This window comes from Mycobacterium riyadhense, from assembly GCF_963853645.1.
Classification (GTDB): domain Bacteria; phylum Actinomycetota; class Actinomycetes; order Mycobacteriales; family Mycobacteriaceae; genus Mycobacterium; species Mycobacterium riyadhense.
In genome coordinates this window covers 4479977-4495332 of record NZ_OY970456.1, presented here as the reverse complement: position 1 = coordinate 4495332, position 15356 = coordinate 4479977, and the positions used below count along the sequence as shown (strand labels likewise).

The window sequence follows — 15356 nt, the reverse complement described above, 5'->3', positions numbered from 1 at the left end:
GCTGTTACGCCCGGGCCATGGCGTAGTACGCGCCGCGCCGGGCTACCAGCTCGGCGTGGTTGCCCTGCTCGACGATCTGGCCATCCACCACGACCAGGATCCGGTCGGCGTCGCGAATTGTCGAAAGGCGGTGGGCGATAACGAAACTCGTCCGGTCCCGGCGAAGTTCGCACATTGCTCGCTGGATGAGCAACTCGGTGCGGGTGTCCACCGAGCTGGTGGCCTCGTCCAGGACTAACAGCTGCGGACGCGCAACAAAAGCGCGGGCGATCGTGATGAGTTGCTTCTCGCCGGCGCTGACGTTGCCGCCGTCGCCGCTGATTCGGGTCTGGTAGCCGGCGGGCAGGGTATGGACAAATCGGTCGACGTAGGCCGCCTTTGCGGCTTCGACGATCTCGTCCGCACTGGCGTCGGGGCGTCCGTAGGCGATGTTCTCCTCGATCGTCCCGTCGAACAGCCAGGTGTCTTGCAGGACCATGCCGATTCGCGATCGCAGCGAGTGCCGGCTCATCGAGGTGATATCGATCCCGTCGATCAGGATCTGGCCGGAATCGACCTCGTAGAACCGCATCAGCAGGTTCACCATCGTGGTCTTGCCCGCCCCGGTCGGTCCGACGATCGCCACCGTGCTGCCGGGCTCGGCCACCAGGGACAGGTCACGGATCACCGGGATGCCCGGGCGGTAGGCAAAGGTCACGTGCTTGAACTCAACGCGCCCGGTGAGGTCCGGACCGATGCGGCGCAGGTGCTGGTCCGGGGATTCCTCCGGCTCGTCGAGCAGGTCGAATACCCGTTCGGCGCTGGCGACGCCGGACTGCAGGCTGTTGTACATGCCGGCCACTTGGCCGATTGGCTGGTTGAACTGGCGGACGTATTGGATGAATGCCTGGATGCTGCCGAGCGTGATTTGGCCGGTGGCCACCTGCAGGCCCCCGACCACCGCGACCGCGACGTAGCCGAGGTTGCCGATGAACGTGGTAGCCGGTCCCACCAGCCCGGAGAAGAGCTGAGCCCCGAGGCTGGCCTGGTAGACGTCGTCGTTGAGCCTGTGAAACTGCTCTCGTGCGGCGGCCTGGTGGCCGAAGGTCTTGACCACCGTGAACCCGCTGTAGGTCTCCTCGATGTGGGCGTTGAGGCGACCGGTGCTGGTCCAGTGGGCCACGAACAGCCGCTGCGAGCGTTTCGTGATCGCGCGGGTAGTCAGCAGGGACAGCGGCACCGTCAGCACCGTGATAAACGCCAGCAGTGGTGAGATCGACAGCATCATCGCCAACACGGCCACCACGGTCAGGACCGACGTCACCAGCTGGCTGATCGTCATAGACAGCGACGACTGGACGTTGTCGATGTCATTGGTGACCCGGCTCAGCAGCTCACCACGTTGTCGGGTATCGAAGTAGGACAGTGGCAGCCGGTGCACTTTGTCCTCGACGTCGGAGCGCAACGCGGTTATGCTCCGTTGCACCGCGACGTTGAGCAGTCGGGCCTGTCCCCAAATCAACAGCGCCGCAACCAGATACAGCGTCAGCGCCAGCGCCAGCGTGCGAACTACCGCGTCGAAGTCGACGCCTTGACCCGGCACCACATTCATGCCGGACAACAGGTCGGCGAAGGCGTTGTCACCGCGGGCCCGGGCCGCGGCGACCGCCTGTGCCTTGGTGATTCCCCGCGGTAGCTGTCGGCCGATCACGCCGTTGAACAAAAGATCGGTGGCGTGGCCGAGGATCCGCGGAACAACGACCCCGATCGCGGTCCCGGTGATGCCCAGCGCGATAACCGCGAGGCTCAGCCGGCGTTGCGGCGCCAGCCGCTTGATCAGGCGCGTCGCCGATGCCCAGAAGTCCCGCGACCGCGCGTTGGGGTCCGGGGCCGCGCCGCGGGGCCGAGCGCCCACCGGCGCCGTCACCGCGCACCCCGGACTTGCACGCTCACGGACTGCGAGGCCGCGAATTCCGCGTAGGTGGCACAGTCGGCGAGCAGCGATTCGTGGGTGCCGGCACCGACGACCTGTACGTTGTCGACGACGATGATCTGATCGGCCTGGGCCGCTGTTGAAATCCGTTGTGTGACAACGATGATGGTGGCGTCCCTGACCGTCTCGCGCAGCGACGCGCGCACCCGCGAGTCGGTGTGCACGTCCAGCGCGGAGAACGCGTCGTCAAACAGATAGATGGCCGGCCGGCGGATGACCGCCCGGGCGATCGCCAGCCGTTGGCGCTGGCCACCCGAGAAGTTGACGCCGCCCTGGGCGACCCGCATGTGTAGCCCGTGCGCCCGCACGAACTCTTCTGCGGCGGCGACCCGCAGCGCCGCCCACATTTCTTCGTCGGTCGCATCCGCCTTGCCGTAGCGCAGGTTGTCTGCGACCGTGCCGGAGAACAGGTGGCCGCGTTGGGGTACTAGCCCGATCGCCGACCACAGCCGCTCGGTGTGGTAGTCGCGCACGTCGACACCGTCGACTAGAACGGCGCCGTCGGTGACGTCGTAGAGCCGGCAGATCAGCGACACCAGGGTCGACTTACCCGAACCGGTGCTGCCGACGATGGCGGTGGTGGTGCCGGGCAGTGCGGTCAGCGAAATGTCTTGTAGCACTGGGCAGTCGGCGCCCGGATAGATGAATGTCACCCGGTGCAAGCGCACTACGCCGGTGATTCCGTCTGGCGGGAACTTCGGGTTCACCGGGTTGAGGACCGCGGTGCGGGTGGCGAGCACTTCGGTGATACGTTCGGCGCACACCGACGCTCGCGGCAGCACGACCAGCGTCATGGTCGCCATCAACACCGCCATGAGGATCTGGGCGAAATATGACAGGAAGGCGCTCAACGAGCCGACCTGCATTTGGCCGGTGTCGATGCGCAGGCCGCCGAACCAGATCACCGCAACGCTGGACATGTTGATGGTCAGGGTGGTCACCGGCAGCATCAGCGCTTGGTAATTGCCCGCGCCCAGCGCCGTGTTCGACAGCGCGGCATTGGCTCGAGCGAACCTGTCACGCTCGAAACCTTCGCGGGTGAACGCGCGGACCACGCGCACACCGGACAGCTGGTCGCGCATCACCCGGTTGATGCCGTCGATCAGGGCCTGCATCCGGCGAAACAGCGGCAGCATCCGCGTCATGATCAGGTAGTTGGCCACCGCCAGGATGGGGATGCTGACCAGCAGCAGCCAGGTCAGCGCGGCTTCTTGATGGATGGCCATGATGATGCCGCCGACGCACATGATCGGCGCGGTGACCAGCACGTTGGCCGTCACTTGAACCAGGAACACGATCTGGCGGGCGTCGTTGGTGCTGCGGGTCAACAACGTCGGCGCCCCGAATCGGGCGGTTTCGGATTCCGAGAAGGTGATGATGTGTTCGAACATTGCCGCGCGCAGGTCCCGGCCGAAACCCGTCCCCGTCCGTGAGCCGAAGAAGATGGCACCCACCGCGCATAACACCTGCAAGCCGGTGACCGCCAGCATCACCATGCCCAACCGAAGAATCGTGGCTGTGTCACCCTTGGCGATGCCGTCGTCGATAATCGCGGCGTTGACCGTGGGCAGGTACAGCGAAGCCAGGGTGCTGATCAGCTGCAGTACCATCAGCACCGCGACCAGCCGGCGGTAAGGCCGGATGTGCTGGCGCAGCAGTGCCAGAAGCATTGGGTAACTGTCGCACAGTGGTTGGGCATCCGTGCCGGGTCCACCCGTAACTCCGAAATGCCTGATCAGGTGGCGTGTCGTGGTTGACCCGCAGGGCTGCCCCTACACTGCATCGTGTGGAACAGCGGGAGCCTCAGAAACTTGGTGTGCGGTGCGGCGTAATTTGACAACGCTGGCATTGGCAGTGTCGGCGTTGATGGCTTTGAGCCCGACGCTCGCCGGGTGCTCGAATTCCGGCGATAACAAGCCGGGGGCGACGGTACCGTCGACGCCGGGGGGGTCCGAGGGCAAACACGGTCCCTTCTTCCCACAATGCGGGGGAGTCAGCGATCAAACGGTCGCCGAGCAGACCAGGATTGGCGGGCTGATCAACACCGCCAAGAATTCGGTGGGCTGCCAATGGCTGGCGGGCGGCGGCATCTCGGGCCCGCACTTTTCCTTCTCCTGGTACCGCGGCAGCCCGATCGGGCGGGAACGCAAGACCGAGGAGCTGTCGCGCGCGAGCGTCGAGGACATCAATATCAGCGGCCACAGTGGTTTCATCGCCATCGGTAACGAGCCCAGCCTGGGTGACTCGTTGTGTGAGGTCGGAATTCAATTCCAGGACGACTTCATCGAGTGGTCGGTGAGCTTTAGTCAGAAGCCATTCCCGCCGCCCTGCGACATCGCCAAAGAACTGACCCGCCAGTCGATTGCGAATTCGAAATGACCGGGTGGATGCGGGGAATCGCGGCGGTCCTCGCCATGCTGGTCGTGCTCACCGGTTGTACGAGATCGGTCGGCGGCACCGCCATTAAGGCGGGTGGGGGCGGCGTTCCGCGCAACGACAATTCCGAACGGCAGTATCCGAACCTGCTCAAGGAATGTGAGGTCCTGACCACCGACATCCTTGCCAAGACCGTGGGTGCGGATCCGCTCGACATCCAGAGCACGTTCGTCGGCGCGATCTGCCGGTGGCAGGCCGCCAACCCGGCGGGCCTGATCGACATCACCCGATTCTGGTTCGAGCAGGGCAGCCTGAGCAACGAACGCAAAGTCGCTGAGGGCCTGAAGTACCAGGTTGAGAACCGTTCGATTCAGGGCATTGACTCGATCGTCATGCGACCGAACGATCCCAACGGGGCCTGCGGCGTCGCCAGCGACGCGGCAGGAGTGGTCGGCTGGTGGGTCAACCCGCAGACCCCCGGTATCGACGCGTGCGGGCAGGCGATCAAACTGATGGAGCTGACGCTCGCCACCAACGCCTAGCGCGACGATGCGGCTTTTGCCGAGCACCGTACAAACCGCCGCCATCCAAAACCACTGGGTTGTAGCGTTGAGGTTTCGCCGAGGAACTAAGTTGACGGGAGCTCAGCGATGTCATACGTGGTGGTGGTCCCGGATCTGTTAGCGGCGACCGCGACGGAGTTGGCGGGCATCGACGTGACGCTCCGGGTGGCCACTGCGGCCGCCGCGGTGCCCACGACCGAGGTGTTGGCGGCCGGCGCGGACGAGGTGTCGGCAGCGATCGCAGCAGTGTTTGCCAGCCATGGGCAGGCCTATCAGGCGCTTGGCGCTCGGGCGGCGGGATTTCATGCACAGTTTGTACGAGCGTTGAACGGTGCATCGAGCGCGTATGCGGCGGCCGAGGCGGCCAGCGTTTCCCCGCTGCAAGCCGTGTCACAAGACTTGTTGAATGCGGTCAATGCACCCACCCAGGCGTTGTGGGGTCGCCCGCTGATCGGGAACGGCGCTGATGGGACCGCGCCAGGGCAGGCCGGTGGGGCTGGCGGATTGCTGTACGGCAACGGCGGTAACGGCGGGCCCGGCGGCGCCGGTGGTGATGCCGGGTTGATCGGCAATGGTGGAGCCGGCGGCAGTGGGGTGGCCCTCGGCGTCTTCGGCGGCGCCGGCGGTAATGGTGGGTTGCTGTATGGCAGCGGTGGTGCCGGCGGAGCCGGCGGCACCTCGATCACCGGGGTGGGCCTGCCCGGGGGCGCCGGTGGGCAGGCGGGCCTGATTGGGGGTGGCGGGGTCGGTGGGTCCGGCGGGGTTGGCATTACGGGTTTGTCTGGTGCGGCCGGCGGTGCCGGCGGCAATGGCGGCTGGTTGATGGGTGCGGCTGGGGCTGGTGGGTCCGGTGGGGATGCCGCTGGTGCCGGTAACGGTGGGGACGGTGGGACCGGCGGCAATGCCGGGCTATTCGGTGATGGTGCGGTCGGCGGCCAGGGCGGGCGCGGTGGAGGTGGGGGCGGCGGGTCCAGCGGCACTGGTGGTGCCGGGGGCTCCGGCGGATGGCTGTACGGCAACGGCGGCGCGGGCGGTGCCGGCGGGTTGAGTGGGGCCGGCGGAGTCGGTGGGCTAGGCGGCAACGGCGGCGCCGCCGGGTTGATCGGCGTCGGCGGGGCCGGCGGGACCGGCGGCGCCGGGCTTGGTAGCGCGGGTGAGGCCGGCGGGAATGGCGGGACCGGTGGTACCGGCGGGTGGCTCTATGGCACCGGGGGGGTCGGCGGGACTGGCGGGAACGGTGGTGCCGCGGCGCCCGCGGCCTCCAACGGCGGGATGGGCGGCGACGGTGGCACCGGCGGGGCCGCCGGTTTGATCGGCGGCGGCGGGGTCGGCGGGGCAGGCGGGGCCGGCGGGGAGGCGCCGGCCGGTGCCGGCACGGCCGGTGGTGCTGGTGGCCGCGGCGGGACCGGCGGCGCCGGCGGGTCGCTGTTAGGCAACGGTGGCGCCGGTGCGGTAGGAGGGGTTGGCGGCACGGGTATCAGCGCGGCTTTCGCTGGGGACGGTGGGGCCGGGGGTGCCGGTGGTAACGCCAGGCAGATCGGCAACGGCGGCGACGGTGGGGCCGGCGGCGCCGGCGGCAGCCCCGGTGGTGACGGCGGGGACGGTGGGGCCGGTGGTGCCGGCGGATCGCTGTTCGGCAATACCGGCGCACCCGGCCCACACGGCTGATACCAGGCCGTCAGGTCTAGCGCGGCACGTGGAAGCCGACCAGCGCGGCGCAACCAGGTTCCACATCTTCCCAGCGCCCAGGGACACGTAGCACGGCGATCCCTGATGTCGGGAATTTCTCCGAGACACATTGTGCGGCAGCGGCATCGGTGCCGCTGGCGCCGGACAATATGATCGCCACCGACGATGTCGTCGGCTCGTGTCCGACCACCAGCAGGGTCGCGACATCATCGCCTACCCGGTTGATCTCGTCGATCACCGTGCCGGGTGCGGAGCCGTAAAGCCGTTCGGCGTAGCGGACCGGAGCGTCGATGCCGGTGCGCGCCAGGGTTTCCCGCGCCCGGGTCGCCGTCGAACACAGCACGCCGTCGAAGGCGGGCAGGTTGGCGCGCAGCCAGTCCCCGGCCAGGCCGGCTTCCCGGATGCCACGCGGCGCCAGCGGCCGGTCGTGGTCGGCAATCCCGTCCGGATATGCCGACTTCGCGTGCCGCATCAGCACGAGGTTGCGGTGCTGCTCCTTCATCGCACTCACGTTAATCGAGCGCTACGCGGCGTCGTCATCGTCATCTCCGTGGCACAGCAGCTTTTCTGGGTGATGAAACGTGTTGACTCTCGGCTGCCCATAGTCGAGATGCGGCGGGGGTATCCACTCTGTGTCGCCTTTGGCGTTCTTGCGGGTGATAAAGCCGCCTTCCTCGACGAGTCGGTTGTCGGGCCCGCAGGCCAGGGTGAGATCGTCGATATCGGTGCGATTCGTCGTCGCCCAGCCGCTGACGTGGTGGACCTGGGTCCAGTAGCCGGGCACATCGCACCCCGGCTTGGTGCAACCACGATCCTTGGCTAGCAACACAATTCGCTGAGCAGGCGAAGCCAGCCGCTTGGCGTGATACAACCCCAGGGCCTTGCCCTTATGGAAGATCGCCAGGTAGTGGTTGGCGGGGCTGGCCAGGCGGATCACGTCGGACATGGGCAACAAGGTGCCCCCGGCGGTCAGCCCGTGCCCGGCGCCGGCCTCTAGCTCCTTGAGCGTGGTGATCACGATGATCGTCGTCGGCAACCCGTTGTGCTGACCTAGGTTTCCGGAGGCGAGCAGGCTCCGCAGTCCCGCGAGCAGGCCGTCATGGTTCCGTTGGGCTTCTGACCGGGTGTCACGGCGCACCGCCTCCTGCGGCGCCTCCCCGTCGATCACCGGCGCCTCATCGTCTGGGTTGCACATGCCCGGCGCGGCCAGCTTGGCCAGTGCGGCTTCCAGGGTGGCCCGCAGCTCCGGAGTGATCAAGCCGCTGATTCGCGACATGCCGTCGAACTCCTGGTTGCCCAGAGTGATCCCGCGCCGCCGAGCCCGGTCCTCGTCGGAGTAATTGCCGTCGGGGTTGAGGCAGTCCATCAACACCTTGGCGTACCTGGCCAACTCGTCGGGCCGATACCCGGCCGCCTTGCCGGCCAGGTCGGCTTCGGCCGCCTCCCGGGTGAACAGGTCCACCGCGTCGGGCAGCTGTTTGAAGAAGCGGCGGATCTCCTTCACATGCCCATCGCCGACCAGCCCGTCGCGTTGGGCTGCGGCGGTCGCGGCAAGCTGGGCCGGCAGCGGCTCCCCGGTCAACGCTCGACGCGGCCCCAAGTCCTCGGCTTCGGCAATGCGCCGGTTGGCATCCTTCTTGGTGATCCGCAGCCGATTGGCCAACGCCGACCCCAGTTTGCCACCCAGCTCGGTTTCGCTGGCCTGCTCGGCCAGCTGATTGATCAACGCGTGCCCGGGCACCCGCAGCCGCCGCGCCACCCGCTCCAGGCGCTCCAGCGCCCGCAACCGCTCCGGCGTCGTCAACGCATCGAAGGTCAGGTCACACAGCCGGTCCAGCTCGGCATCGAGCGTGCCGAAGACCCCAACAATGTCCTCACGGGTGCTCGAACTCATGTTCGAAACACTACCTCGGACCTCTGACAAGAAGGACCTGCCGATCGACGTCCCGGAAGTCGGCCCATCGTCACCAGCGAGCCGCGGGCGGGTCGTCGAATGGGTCGTACCTGCCGCAGGCCTTCCATTGCTCGAGCGCGGGATGCACGGTGCCGAACCAGCGAACATGACCGGCGACCTCGGCGGCGGGACGGGCTGCGTCGCTGAGATGCCCCGTCGGTACTTCTTCGGGTGCGAGCGGTTTCCACGGGAATGGCTGAAGAACGCGGATGCCGAAGGCAATCAGGTTGTAGGTGCCGGGCAGCGCGGCCGAGGGCACGATCATGGCGCTGGTTCCAGCAGCTCGCACTCGATCAGCCAACAATTGCGTTGGGGCGTAGTCGTCGCCGACGAGCTCGTCCGGCGTGCACCCGTATGTAGTCGCATCGCCAAAGTCGATCGGTATGACGTCCTCGAGATCGAACATTGCAGCCCACAGGTTCAATTTGACCTCATCAGGATCGCCGCCCGGCCCGACGTTGTGCCGGAGCATCTCCGCAGCCGGGCCGAGCGGGTGTAGGCAGAGATATTGGACGGTATCTTTGCCGGCGCGGTGGAAACGACCCGCCCGCGAGCTGGGGAAGGCCCACCACGGCGAATCGTAGGCGGCGTGGCGAAATGCGAAGAACCTCATGCGGTCACGGCGCGCGACGCGGTGGCCGCGCTGAGCACCTGTGGGTAGCCAAGTGGGTCGTCAAGCATCTCGATTGGACGGCGCTTGAGCACCGGGTGCTCGCGCTCGAACCAGGCCACGACTCCCGGACCGGTGAATGTGTGGCGCAACTGGTTCACCACACCCGCCACCGCGCGAATCCGGGCGGCGTCATCTCCGGTGGGCTCTGACCCGTCGTCAGCAAGCCAGCGCTGCAGCTGCCGCACGGAAACGCCGAAGAGTTCGGCAAGCGTTTTCTGTGGTGCGCTCAAGGTCGCTGAAACACTGACGAGAACGTCGTGGATGGGCGCGCCGTCGTCATAAGCGCGGCTGTCGACGATGTCGCGCAGAGCATGGCGGAACTGCTCAAGCGCAATACGAACGTCTCGACGTTGTTCTGCGGCGTCGTCATGGCGAAGGGCGTTGTCCGCACGAAAGGCGGCCGCCCACAGCGTGGTTGTCAGGTAAGGGTCGGCCTCCAGCTGCAGTGGTGTTGCCGCGCCGAGAACCGATTCGAAACTGTCGATCAGTCCGCCGATCTCGCTGGGGACGGTCACAGACCGTTGCAATTGCTTGGTCGCCTCGTTGACTCGCGCGAGCAACACCTCAAGGTCCGACTGTGTCGTAACCATGTCAGTATGATACGACAGATATCCGCCAACCACCTGCCGATCGACGTCCCGGAACTTGTCGGCGCCCAGACCTACACTCGCGGTGCCTTTGAAAGACTCGCCGTTTCACCGAGGAGGTCGCCAGCATGCGATTCGTGCATACCGCCGACTGGCAGCTGGGCATGACCCGGCACTTCCTCGCCGGCGATGCCCAACCGCGTTATTCGGCGGCCCGCCGCGATGCGGTAGCCGGCCTGGGCGCGCTGGCCGCCGAGGTGGGCGCCGAATTCGTCGTCGTCGCCGGGGACGTCTTCGAACACAACCAACTCGCTCCACAGGTGATCGGTCAGTCCCTAGAGGCCATGCGCGCCATCGGCATTCCGGTCTATCTGCTGCCGGGCAACCACGACCCGCTGGACGCGTCGTCGGTCTACACCAGTGCGCTATTCACCGCCGAATGCCCGGACAACGTCGTAGTGCTCGACCGGGCGGGCGTCCATGAAGTTCGGCCGGGATTGGAGATCATCGCAGCACCCTGGCGATCCAAGTCACCCACCACCGACCTGGTCGCCGAGGCGCTAAACGGCCTGCCCGCAAGCCAAGTGACCCGGGTGCTCGTTGCCCACGGCGGCGTCGACGTATTGGACCCGGACCCCGACAAGCCCTCGCTCATTCGGCTCGCCAAGCTCGACGACGCGTTGTCCGACGGTGCGATTCATTATGTGGCCCTGGGCGATAAACATTCGCTCACCCAGGTCGGCGGCAGCGGCCGGGTGTGGTACTCGGGCTCACCCGAAGTGACCAACTTCGACGATGTGGAAACAGATCCGGGTCATGTCCTGATCGTCGACATCGACGAAAGCGAGCCGCGACGCCCGGTCACAGTGCAGCCCAGGCATGTCGGCCGCTGGCGGTTTGTCACCCTGCGCCGCGAGGTGGACAACAACCGCGAAATCGCCGACCTAGACCTCAATCTGGATCAACTGACGGACAAGGACCGCACCGTGGTGCGGCTCGCACTAACCGGTTCCTTGACCGTCACCGACCGTGCGGCGCTCGATGCCTGCCTGGACAAATACGCGCGGTTGTTCGCCTGGCTGAGCCTGTGGGAGCGCCACACCGACCTCGCGGTGATACCCGCGGACGGCGAGTTCACCGACCTTGGCATCGGCGGGTTCGCCGCCGCCGCTGTCGATGAATTGGTCGCCACGGCACGCGGCGGCGACGACGATTCCGCTGCCGATGCTCAAGCGGCGCTGGCGCTGTTGCTGCGGCTCGCCGATCGGGGCGCGGCATGAAGCTGCACCGGCTGATCCTGACGAACTACCGAGGCATCGCCCATCGGGAGATCGAGTTCCCCGACCACGGGGTGGTGCTGGTGAGCGGCGCCAACGAGGTCGGTAAGACGTCGATGATCGAGGCGTTGGACCTGTTGATGGAGTTCAAGGACCGCTCGGCAAAAAAGGAAGTCAAACAAGTCAAACCCACCAACGCCGACGTCGGCTCCGAGGTCACAGCCGAGATCACCAGTGGCCCTTACCGTTTCGTCTATCGCAAGCGATTTCACAAGAAATGTGAGACGGAGTTGACCGTGCTGGCACCGCGTCGCGAACAACTGACCGGCGACGAAGCGCACGATCGGGTCCGGGCGATGCTGGCCGAGACCGTGGACACCGTACTGTGGCGTGCCCAGCGTGTGTTGCAGGCTGCGTCGACCGATGCCGTGGATCTGTCCGGCTGCGATGCGCTGTCGCGCGCGCTGGACGTCGCCGCCGGTGCGCAATCCGGCGCCGAAACGGCGCCTGCTGGGGCCGAGCCATTGCTCATCGAACGGATCGAGGCCGAGTACGCGCGCTACTTCACCCCGACCGGGCGCCCCACCGGGGAGTGGTCGGCCGCCATCTCGCGACTTGCCGATGCCGAGGCGGCGGTGACGGAGTGCGCCAAGGCTGTGGCCGAAGTCGATGACCGGGCGTGTCGCCATGCTGACCTGACTCAGCAGGTGGCCGAATTGGCCCGGCAACAACTCGCCGCCGCGCCCCGGCTCGCCGCCGCAACGGCCGCAGCCACCAGGCAAGCCGAGCTTGCCGACGAAGCGCGGGAAGCTCGATTGATCGCCGCGGCCGCGGCCGCAACCAGCACCGCATCCGCTGCCGCGCACGCCGCGAGGCTAGCGCTGGTCGCCGAAATCGAAACTCGTACAGCAACTGTCGCCGCTGTGGCGGCCGAGGCGGATGCAGCCTCCGGCCAGCAGGCAACGGCGAAAGCCGATGCCGAGGCCTGCGATGCCGCGGTCGAGAAGGCCGACCAGTCCCTGCCCGCCATCCAATGCCGTGCCGAATCCGCCCGACGCGCTCTCGACCGGATCGCCGACCGTGAGGAGGCTGACCGGCTCAGCGCTCGGCTCGCCAAGATCGACGCCGTTCAGCGCGAGCGCGACCGGATCGGCGCGGAGCTGTCCGCAATCAGGATGACAGAGGACCTGCTGCGTCGCATCGAAAGCGCCGCCGCCGCTGTCGATCGCGCCAGTGGGCAGCTGGCGTTGAACTCCGCGGCCGTGGAAGTTACCGCCGCCGTTGACATCGAGCTTGTTGTCGGCGGCCAACGGGTGCCACTGGCGTCAGGTCAAGGCTGGTCGATCACCGCTACCGGTCCCACCGAGGTCGAGGTGCCCGGTGTCCTGACTGCGCGGGTCAACCCGGGTGTGACCGCCCTCGATATTCAGGCCAAATACGTTGCTGCACAACAAGAACTCGCCGAAGCGCTGGAGGCCGCTAACGTCGCCGACCTCACGGCAGCCCGATCCGCCGACCGGCGGCGCCGGGAACTGCTGAGCAGCCGAGACCAGCTGACCGCCACGCTGGCCGGCCTGTGCGGAGACGAACGGGTGGACCAAATTCACGCGAGGCTGGCACAGTTGCATGCGGATCAACCGGCAGAACCCGATCTCTTCGGTGCGGATGCCGCCACCGCTCGCGCGGAACGTGACGCGGCCGAGGCGGCGCGCACGGCCGCGCAGGTCGAGCATCAGACCCTGCGGCGCGCCGCGGCCGATGCCGGCCGTCGGCTCGCTGAGGCAGCCACGCGCGCAACGGTTTTGCAGAACAAACTCGCGACTCAACGGGCAGAGCTCGACGCGGTCACCACCCGGTTGGTCGGGGAGCGGGCGTCGGTCAGCGACGAAGACCTCGCCGCCAAGGCGGACGCCGACCGGATAATGCTGCAGACCGCCGAGCGGCGGGTAGCCGAATTGGCCGAAAAGCTAAGCGCTGCAGAGCCCGACAAGATAGCCGCCGAACTTGCCGAGGCCACCGAAATAGCCGAGTCACTGCGCGACCGCCACGACGATGCCGTTCGCGCGTTGCGCGAGGTCACCATCGAGCTTTCGGTGTTCGGCACCCAGGGCCGCAAGGGCAAGCTCGATGCCGCCGAGACCGAGCGCGAGCACGCCACCAGCCAGCACGCCCGGGTCGGCCGCCGGGCCCGCGCCGCGCAATTGCTGCGGTCGGTGATGGCGCGCCACCGTAATATCACTCGCTTGCGCTATGTCGAGCCCTACCGAGTGGAACTGCAGCGGCTCGGTCGCCCAGTGTTCGGGCCGACATTCGAGGTGGACGTCGACAGCGACCTACGGATCCGCAGCCGAACCCTCGACGACATCACGGTGCCCTACGAGTCCCTGTCGGGCGGCGCCAAGGAGCAACTCGGCATCCTGGCGCGATTAGCCGGGGCGGCTTTGGTCGCCAAGGAGGACACCGTCCCGGTGATAGTAGACGACGCGTTGGGCTTCACCGATCCGGACCGGCTGGCCAAGATGGGGGAGGTATTCGATGTCGTGGGAGCCCACGGACAGGTGATCGTGCTGACATGTACTCCTGACCGCTACGAAGGTGTCAAGGGTGCGCACCGCATTGATCTTGACGTCCTAGACTGAGCCTGAAAATGGACGTTCACTGCGACTACGTGGTGGTCGGTACCGGCTCGGCCGGTGCGGTTGTGGCGAATCGGCTTAGCGCCGATCCGGCCAGCTCGGTGTTGGCCCTGGAAGCGGGACCTCGCAACAAGAACAGATTCATTCCGATCCCGGCGGCCTTCTCCAAACTGTTCCGCAGTGAAATCGACTGGGATTACCTCACCGAACCGCAGCCGACGCTCGGTGGACGTGAGATCTATTGGCCCCGAGGCAAAGTGCTCGGCGGCTCATCATCGATGAACGCGATGATGTGGGTGCGCGGATTCAGCGCCGACTACGATGCATGGGCCCGGCGAGCGGGCCCGGAATGGTCCTACGCCGAGGCGCTCGGGTATTTCCGTCGCATCGAGAACGTCACGGACGCCTGGCACTTCGTGAGCGGCGACGACAGTGGTGTGAGCGGCCCGATGCGCATCTCCCGTCAGCGCAGCCCCCGCGGCCTGACCGCCGCCTGGTTGGCGGCGACGCGCGAATGCGGATTTCCCACTACCCAACCGAATTCCGCTGCCCCGGAAGGCTTCTGCGAAACCGTCGTCACCCAACGTCGGGGAGCTCGGTGCAGCACCGCCGACGCCTATCTCAAGCCGGCCATGCGCCGCAAGAACCTCACCGTGCTGACCGAAGCCACCGCCACTCGGGTCGTTCTCGACGGAACCCGAGCGGTCGGCGTGGAATACCACCGTGGCGGTCAACGATCCGTCGCCTTCGCTCGTCGCGAAGTCGTGCTCTGCGGCGGTGCCGTCAATAGCCCGCAGCTGCTGATGCTTTCCGGCATCGGCGACCGCGACCGGCTGGCCGAGCACGGCATCGAAACCGTCTACCACGCACCCGAAGTGGGGCAGAACCTGCTTGACCACCTCGTCGCGGTGTTGGGCTTCGACGTTGCAGACGGCAGCCTGGCGGCAGCCGAAAAGCCGAAACAGTTGGTCAACTACCTGCTGCGGCGGCGCGGCATGCTTACCTCCAACGTCGGCGAGGCGTATGGATTCGTCCGCAGCCGGCCCGAACTAGAGCTTCCCGACCTCGAGCTGATCTTCGCGCCGGCGCCGTTTTACGACGAGGGCCTGCTGGTAAAGCCGCCGGGACACGGCGTGGTGTTCGGGCCGATCCTGGTGGCGCCGCAAAGCCGCGGCCAGGTCACACTGCGGTCCGCCGACCCGTTTGCCAAGCCGGTCATCGAACCCCGCTACCTGTCCGACCCCGGCGGCGTGGACCGCTCGGCAATGATGACGGGCCTCCGGATATGCGCCCAGATCGCCGAGGCCTCGGCATTAAAGCCCCTGCTGGGACCCATCGCACGACCGCGCAACAGCGCCGAGCTGAACGAAGCAACTCTCGAGCAGGCGCTGACCACCTGTTCGCACACCCTCTATCACCCGCTGGGCACCTGCCGGATGGGCAATGATCAGGCGAGTGTGGTGGATCCGCAGCTGCGGGTACGGGGAATCGAGCAACTGAGGGTAGCGGACGCATCGGTGATGCCCAGCACGATTCGTGGGCACACCCATGCGCCGTCGGTGCTGATCGGGGAAAAGGCCGCCGACCTGATCCGCGGCTAGTATCTCGGCAGAATGGATGCCATGGCGG

The 15356-nt window shown here is 66.8% G+C and carries 12 protein-coding genes; 6 read left to right on the top strand and 6 right to left on the bottom strand.

Features of this window, described 5'->3' with window-relative positions; translation table 11 throughout:
• Window positions 1–4 precede the first annotated feature (4 nt).
• Window positions 5–1906, bottom strand: a complete 1902-nt coding sequence (locus tag AADZ78_RS19830) for an ABC transporter ATP-binding protein (RefSeq protein WP_085249817.1) — start codon at window positions 1904–1906, stop codon at window positions 5–7.
• Entirely contained in the window at window positions 1903–3642 is a 1740-nt protein-coding gene (locus tag AADZ78_RS19825) for an ABC transporter ATP-binding protein (protein ID WP_085249816.1), read from the bottom strand. Before AADZ78_RS19825 ends, AADZ78_RS19830 begins: the two co-directional genes overlap by 4 nt.
• A gap of 196 nt (window positions 3643–3838) precedes the next feature.
• Here AADZ78_RS19825 and AADZ78_RS19820 point away from each other — a divergent pair, with 196 nt between their 5' ends.
• From AADZ78_RS19820 to AADZ78_RS19810, 3 genes are all read left to right on the top strand, one after another.
• Window positions 3839–4351, top strand: a complete 513-nt coding sequence (locus AADZ78_RS19820) for a DUF3558 domain-containing protein (protein WP_276063407.1) — start codon at window positions 3839–3841, stop codon at window positions 4349–4351.
• Complete coding sequence (locus AADZ78_RS19815; protein ID WP_085249814.1) at window positions 4348–4890, top strand: DUF3558 domain-containing protein; 543 nt, start codon at window positions 4348–4350, stop codon at window positions 4888–4890. The genes AADZ78_RS19820 and AADZ78_RS19815 overlap by 4 nt, the downstream gene beginning before the upstream one ends.
• A 108-nt stretch (window positions 4891–4998) precedes the next feature.
• Window positions 4999–6579: a PE family protein gene (locus AADZ78_RS19810; protein WP_204903357.1), complete on the top strand. Its 1581-nt coding sequence runs from the start codon at window positions 4999–5001 to the stop codon at window positions 6577–6579.
• Between the two features lie 16 nt (window positions 6580–6595).
• Here AADZ78_RS19810 and AADZ78_RS19805 read toward each other — a convergent pair whose 3' ends face one another.
• From AADZ78_RS19805 to AADZ78_RS19790, 4 genes are all read right to left on the bottom strand, one after another.
• A complete protein-coding gene (locus tag AADZ78_RS19805; RefSeq protein WP_085252654.1) occupies window positions 6596–7102 on the bottom strand; it encodes a SixA phosphatase family protein in 507 nt (168 codons plus the stop codon).
• 21 nt (window positions 7103–7123) lie between these two features.
• Window positions 7124–8494 (bottom strand): HNH endonuclease signature motif containing protein, encoded by a 1371-nt coding sequence (locus AADZ78_RS19800; RefSeq protein ID WP_085252655.1) that lies wholly within the window; start codon window positions 8492–8494, stop codon window positions 7124–7126.
• A gap of 70 nt (window positions 8495–8564) precedes the next feature.
• Entirely contained in the window at window positions 8565–9167 is a 603-nt protein-coding gene (locus AADZ78_RS19795) for an RES family NAD+ phosphorylase (RefSeq protein ID WP_085252656.1), read from the bottom strand.
• Window positions 9164–9817: a hypothetical protein gene (locus AADZ78_RS19790; protein WP_139828985.1), complete on the bottom strand. Its 654-nt coding sequence runs from the start codon at window positions 9815–9817 to the stop codon at window positions 9164–9166. Before AADZ78_RS19790 ends, AADZ78_RS19795 begins: the two co-directional genes overlap by 4 nt.
• 125 nt (window positions 9818–9942) lie before the next feature.
• On the opposite strand from AADZ78_RS19790, the gene AADZ78_RS19785 reads away from it, so the two are divergent.
• From AADZ78_RS19785 to AADZ78_RS19775, 3 genes are read left to right on the top strand one after another with little or no spacing between them, the layout of a single operon-like run.
• On the top strand, window positions 9943–11094 hold the full coding sequence (locus tag AADZ78_RS19785) for a metallophosphoesterase family protein (RefSeq protein WP_085252658.1): 1152 nt from the start codon (window positions 9943–9945) through the stop codon (window positions 11092–11094).
• A complete protein-coding gene (locus tag AADZ78_RS19780) occupies window positions 11091–13730 on the top strand; it encodes an AAA family ATPase (protein ID WP_085252659.1) in 2640 nt (879 codons plus the stop codon). The genes AADZ78_RS19785 and AADZ78_RS19780 overlap by 4 nt, the downstream gene beginning before the upstream one ends.
• 8 nt (window positions 13731–13738) lie before the next feature.
• The gene (locus tag AADZ78_RS19775) at window positions 13739–15328 is read left to right on the top strand and encodes a GMC family oxidoreductase (RefSeq protein WP_085252660.1); all 1590 of its coding nucleotides are present in this window, start codon (window positions 13739–13741) and stop codon (window positions 15326–15328) included.
• The last annotated feature ends 28 nt before the right edge of the window (window positions 15329–15356 follow it).

Excerpts from the sequence above, each read along its gene's own strand:
- AADZ78_RS19825 (WP_085249816.1), bottom strand. The coding sequence starts at position 3,642 with ATGCTTCTGGCACTGCTGCGCCAGCACATCCGGCCTTACCGCCGGCTG.
- AADZ78_RS19780 (WP_085252659.1), top strand. The coding sequence starts at position 11,091 with ATGAAGCTGCACCGGCTGATCCTGACGAACTACCGAGGCATCGCCCAT.
- AADZ78_RS19810 (WP_204903357.1), top strand. The coding sequence starts at position 4,999 with ATGTCATACGTGGTGGTGGTCCCGGATCTGTTAGCGGCGACCGCGACG.
- AADZ78_RS19800 (WP_085252655.1), bottom strand. The coding sequence starts at position 8,494 with ATGAGTTCGAGCACCCGTGAGGACATTGTTGGGGTCTTCGGCACGCTC.
- AADZ78_RS19795 (WP_085252656.1), bottom strand. The coding sequence starts at position 9,167 with ATGAGGTTCTTCGCATTTCGCCACGCCGCCTACGATTCGCCGTGGTGG.
- AADZ78_RS19815 (WP_085249814.1), top strand. The coding sequence starts at position 4,348 with ATGACCGGGTGGATGCGGGGAATCGCGGCGGTCCTCGCCATGCTGGTC.
- AADZ78_RS19775 (WP_085252660.1), top strand. The coding sequence starts at position 13,739 with ATGGACGTTCACTGCGACTACGTGGTGGTCGGTACCGGCTCGGCCGGT.
- AADZ78_RS19790 (WP_139828985.1), bottom strand. The coding sequence starts at position 9,817 with ATGGTTACGACACAGTCGGACCTTGAGGTGTTGCTCGCGCGAGTCAAC.
- AADZ78_RS19820 (WP_276063407.1), top strand. The coding sequence starts at position 3,839 with ATGGCTTTGAGCCCGACGCTCGCCGGGTGCTCGAATTCCGGCGATAAC.
- AADZ78_RS19805 (WP_085252654.1), bottom strand. The coding sequence starts at position 7,102 with ATGAAGGAGCAGCACCGCAACCTCGTGCTGATGCGGCACGCGAAGTCG.
- AADZ78_RS19785 (WP_085252658.1), top strand. The coding sequence starts at position 9,943 with ATGCGATTCGTGCATACCGCCGACTGGCAGCTGGGCATGACCCGGCAC.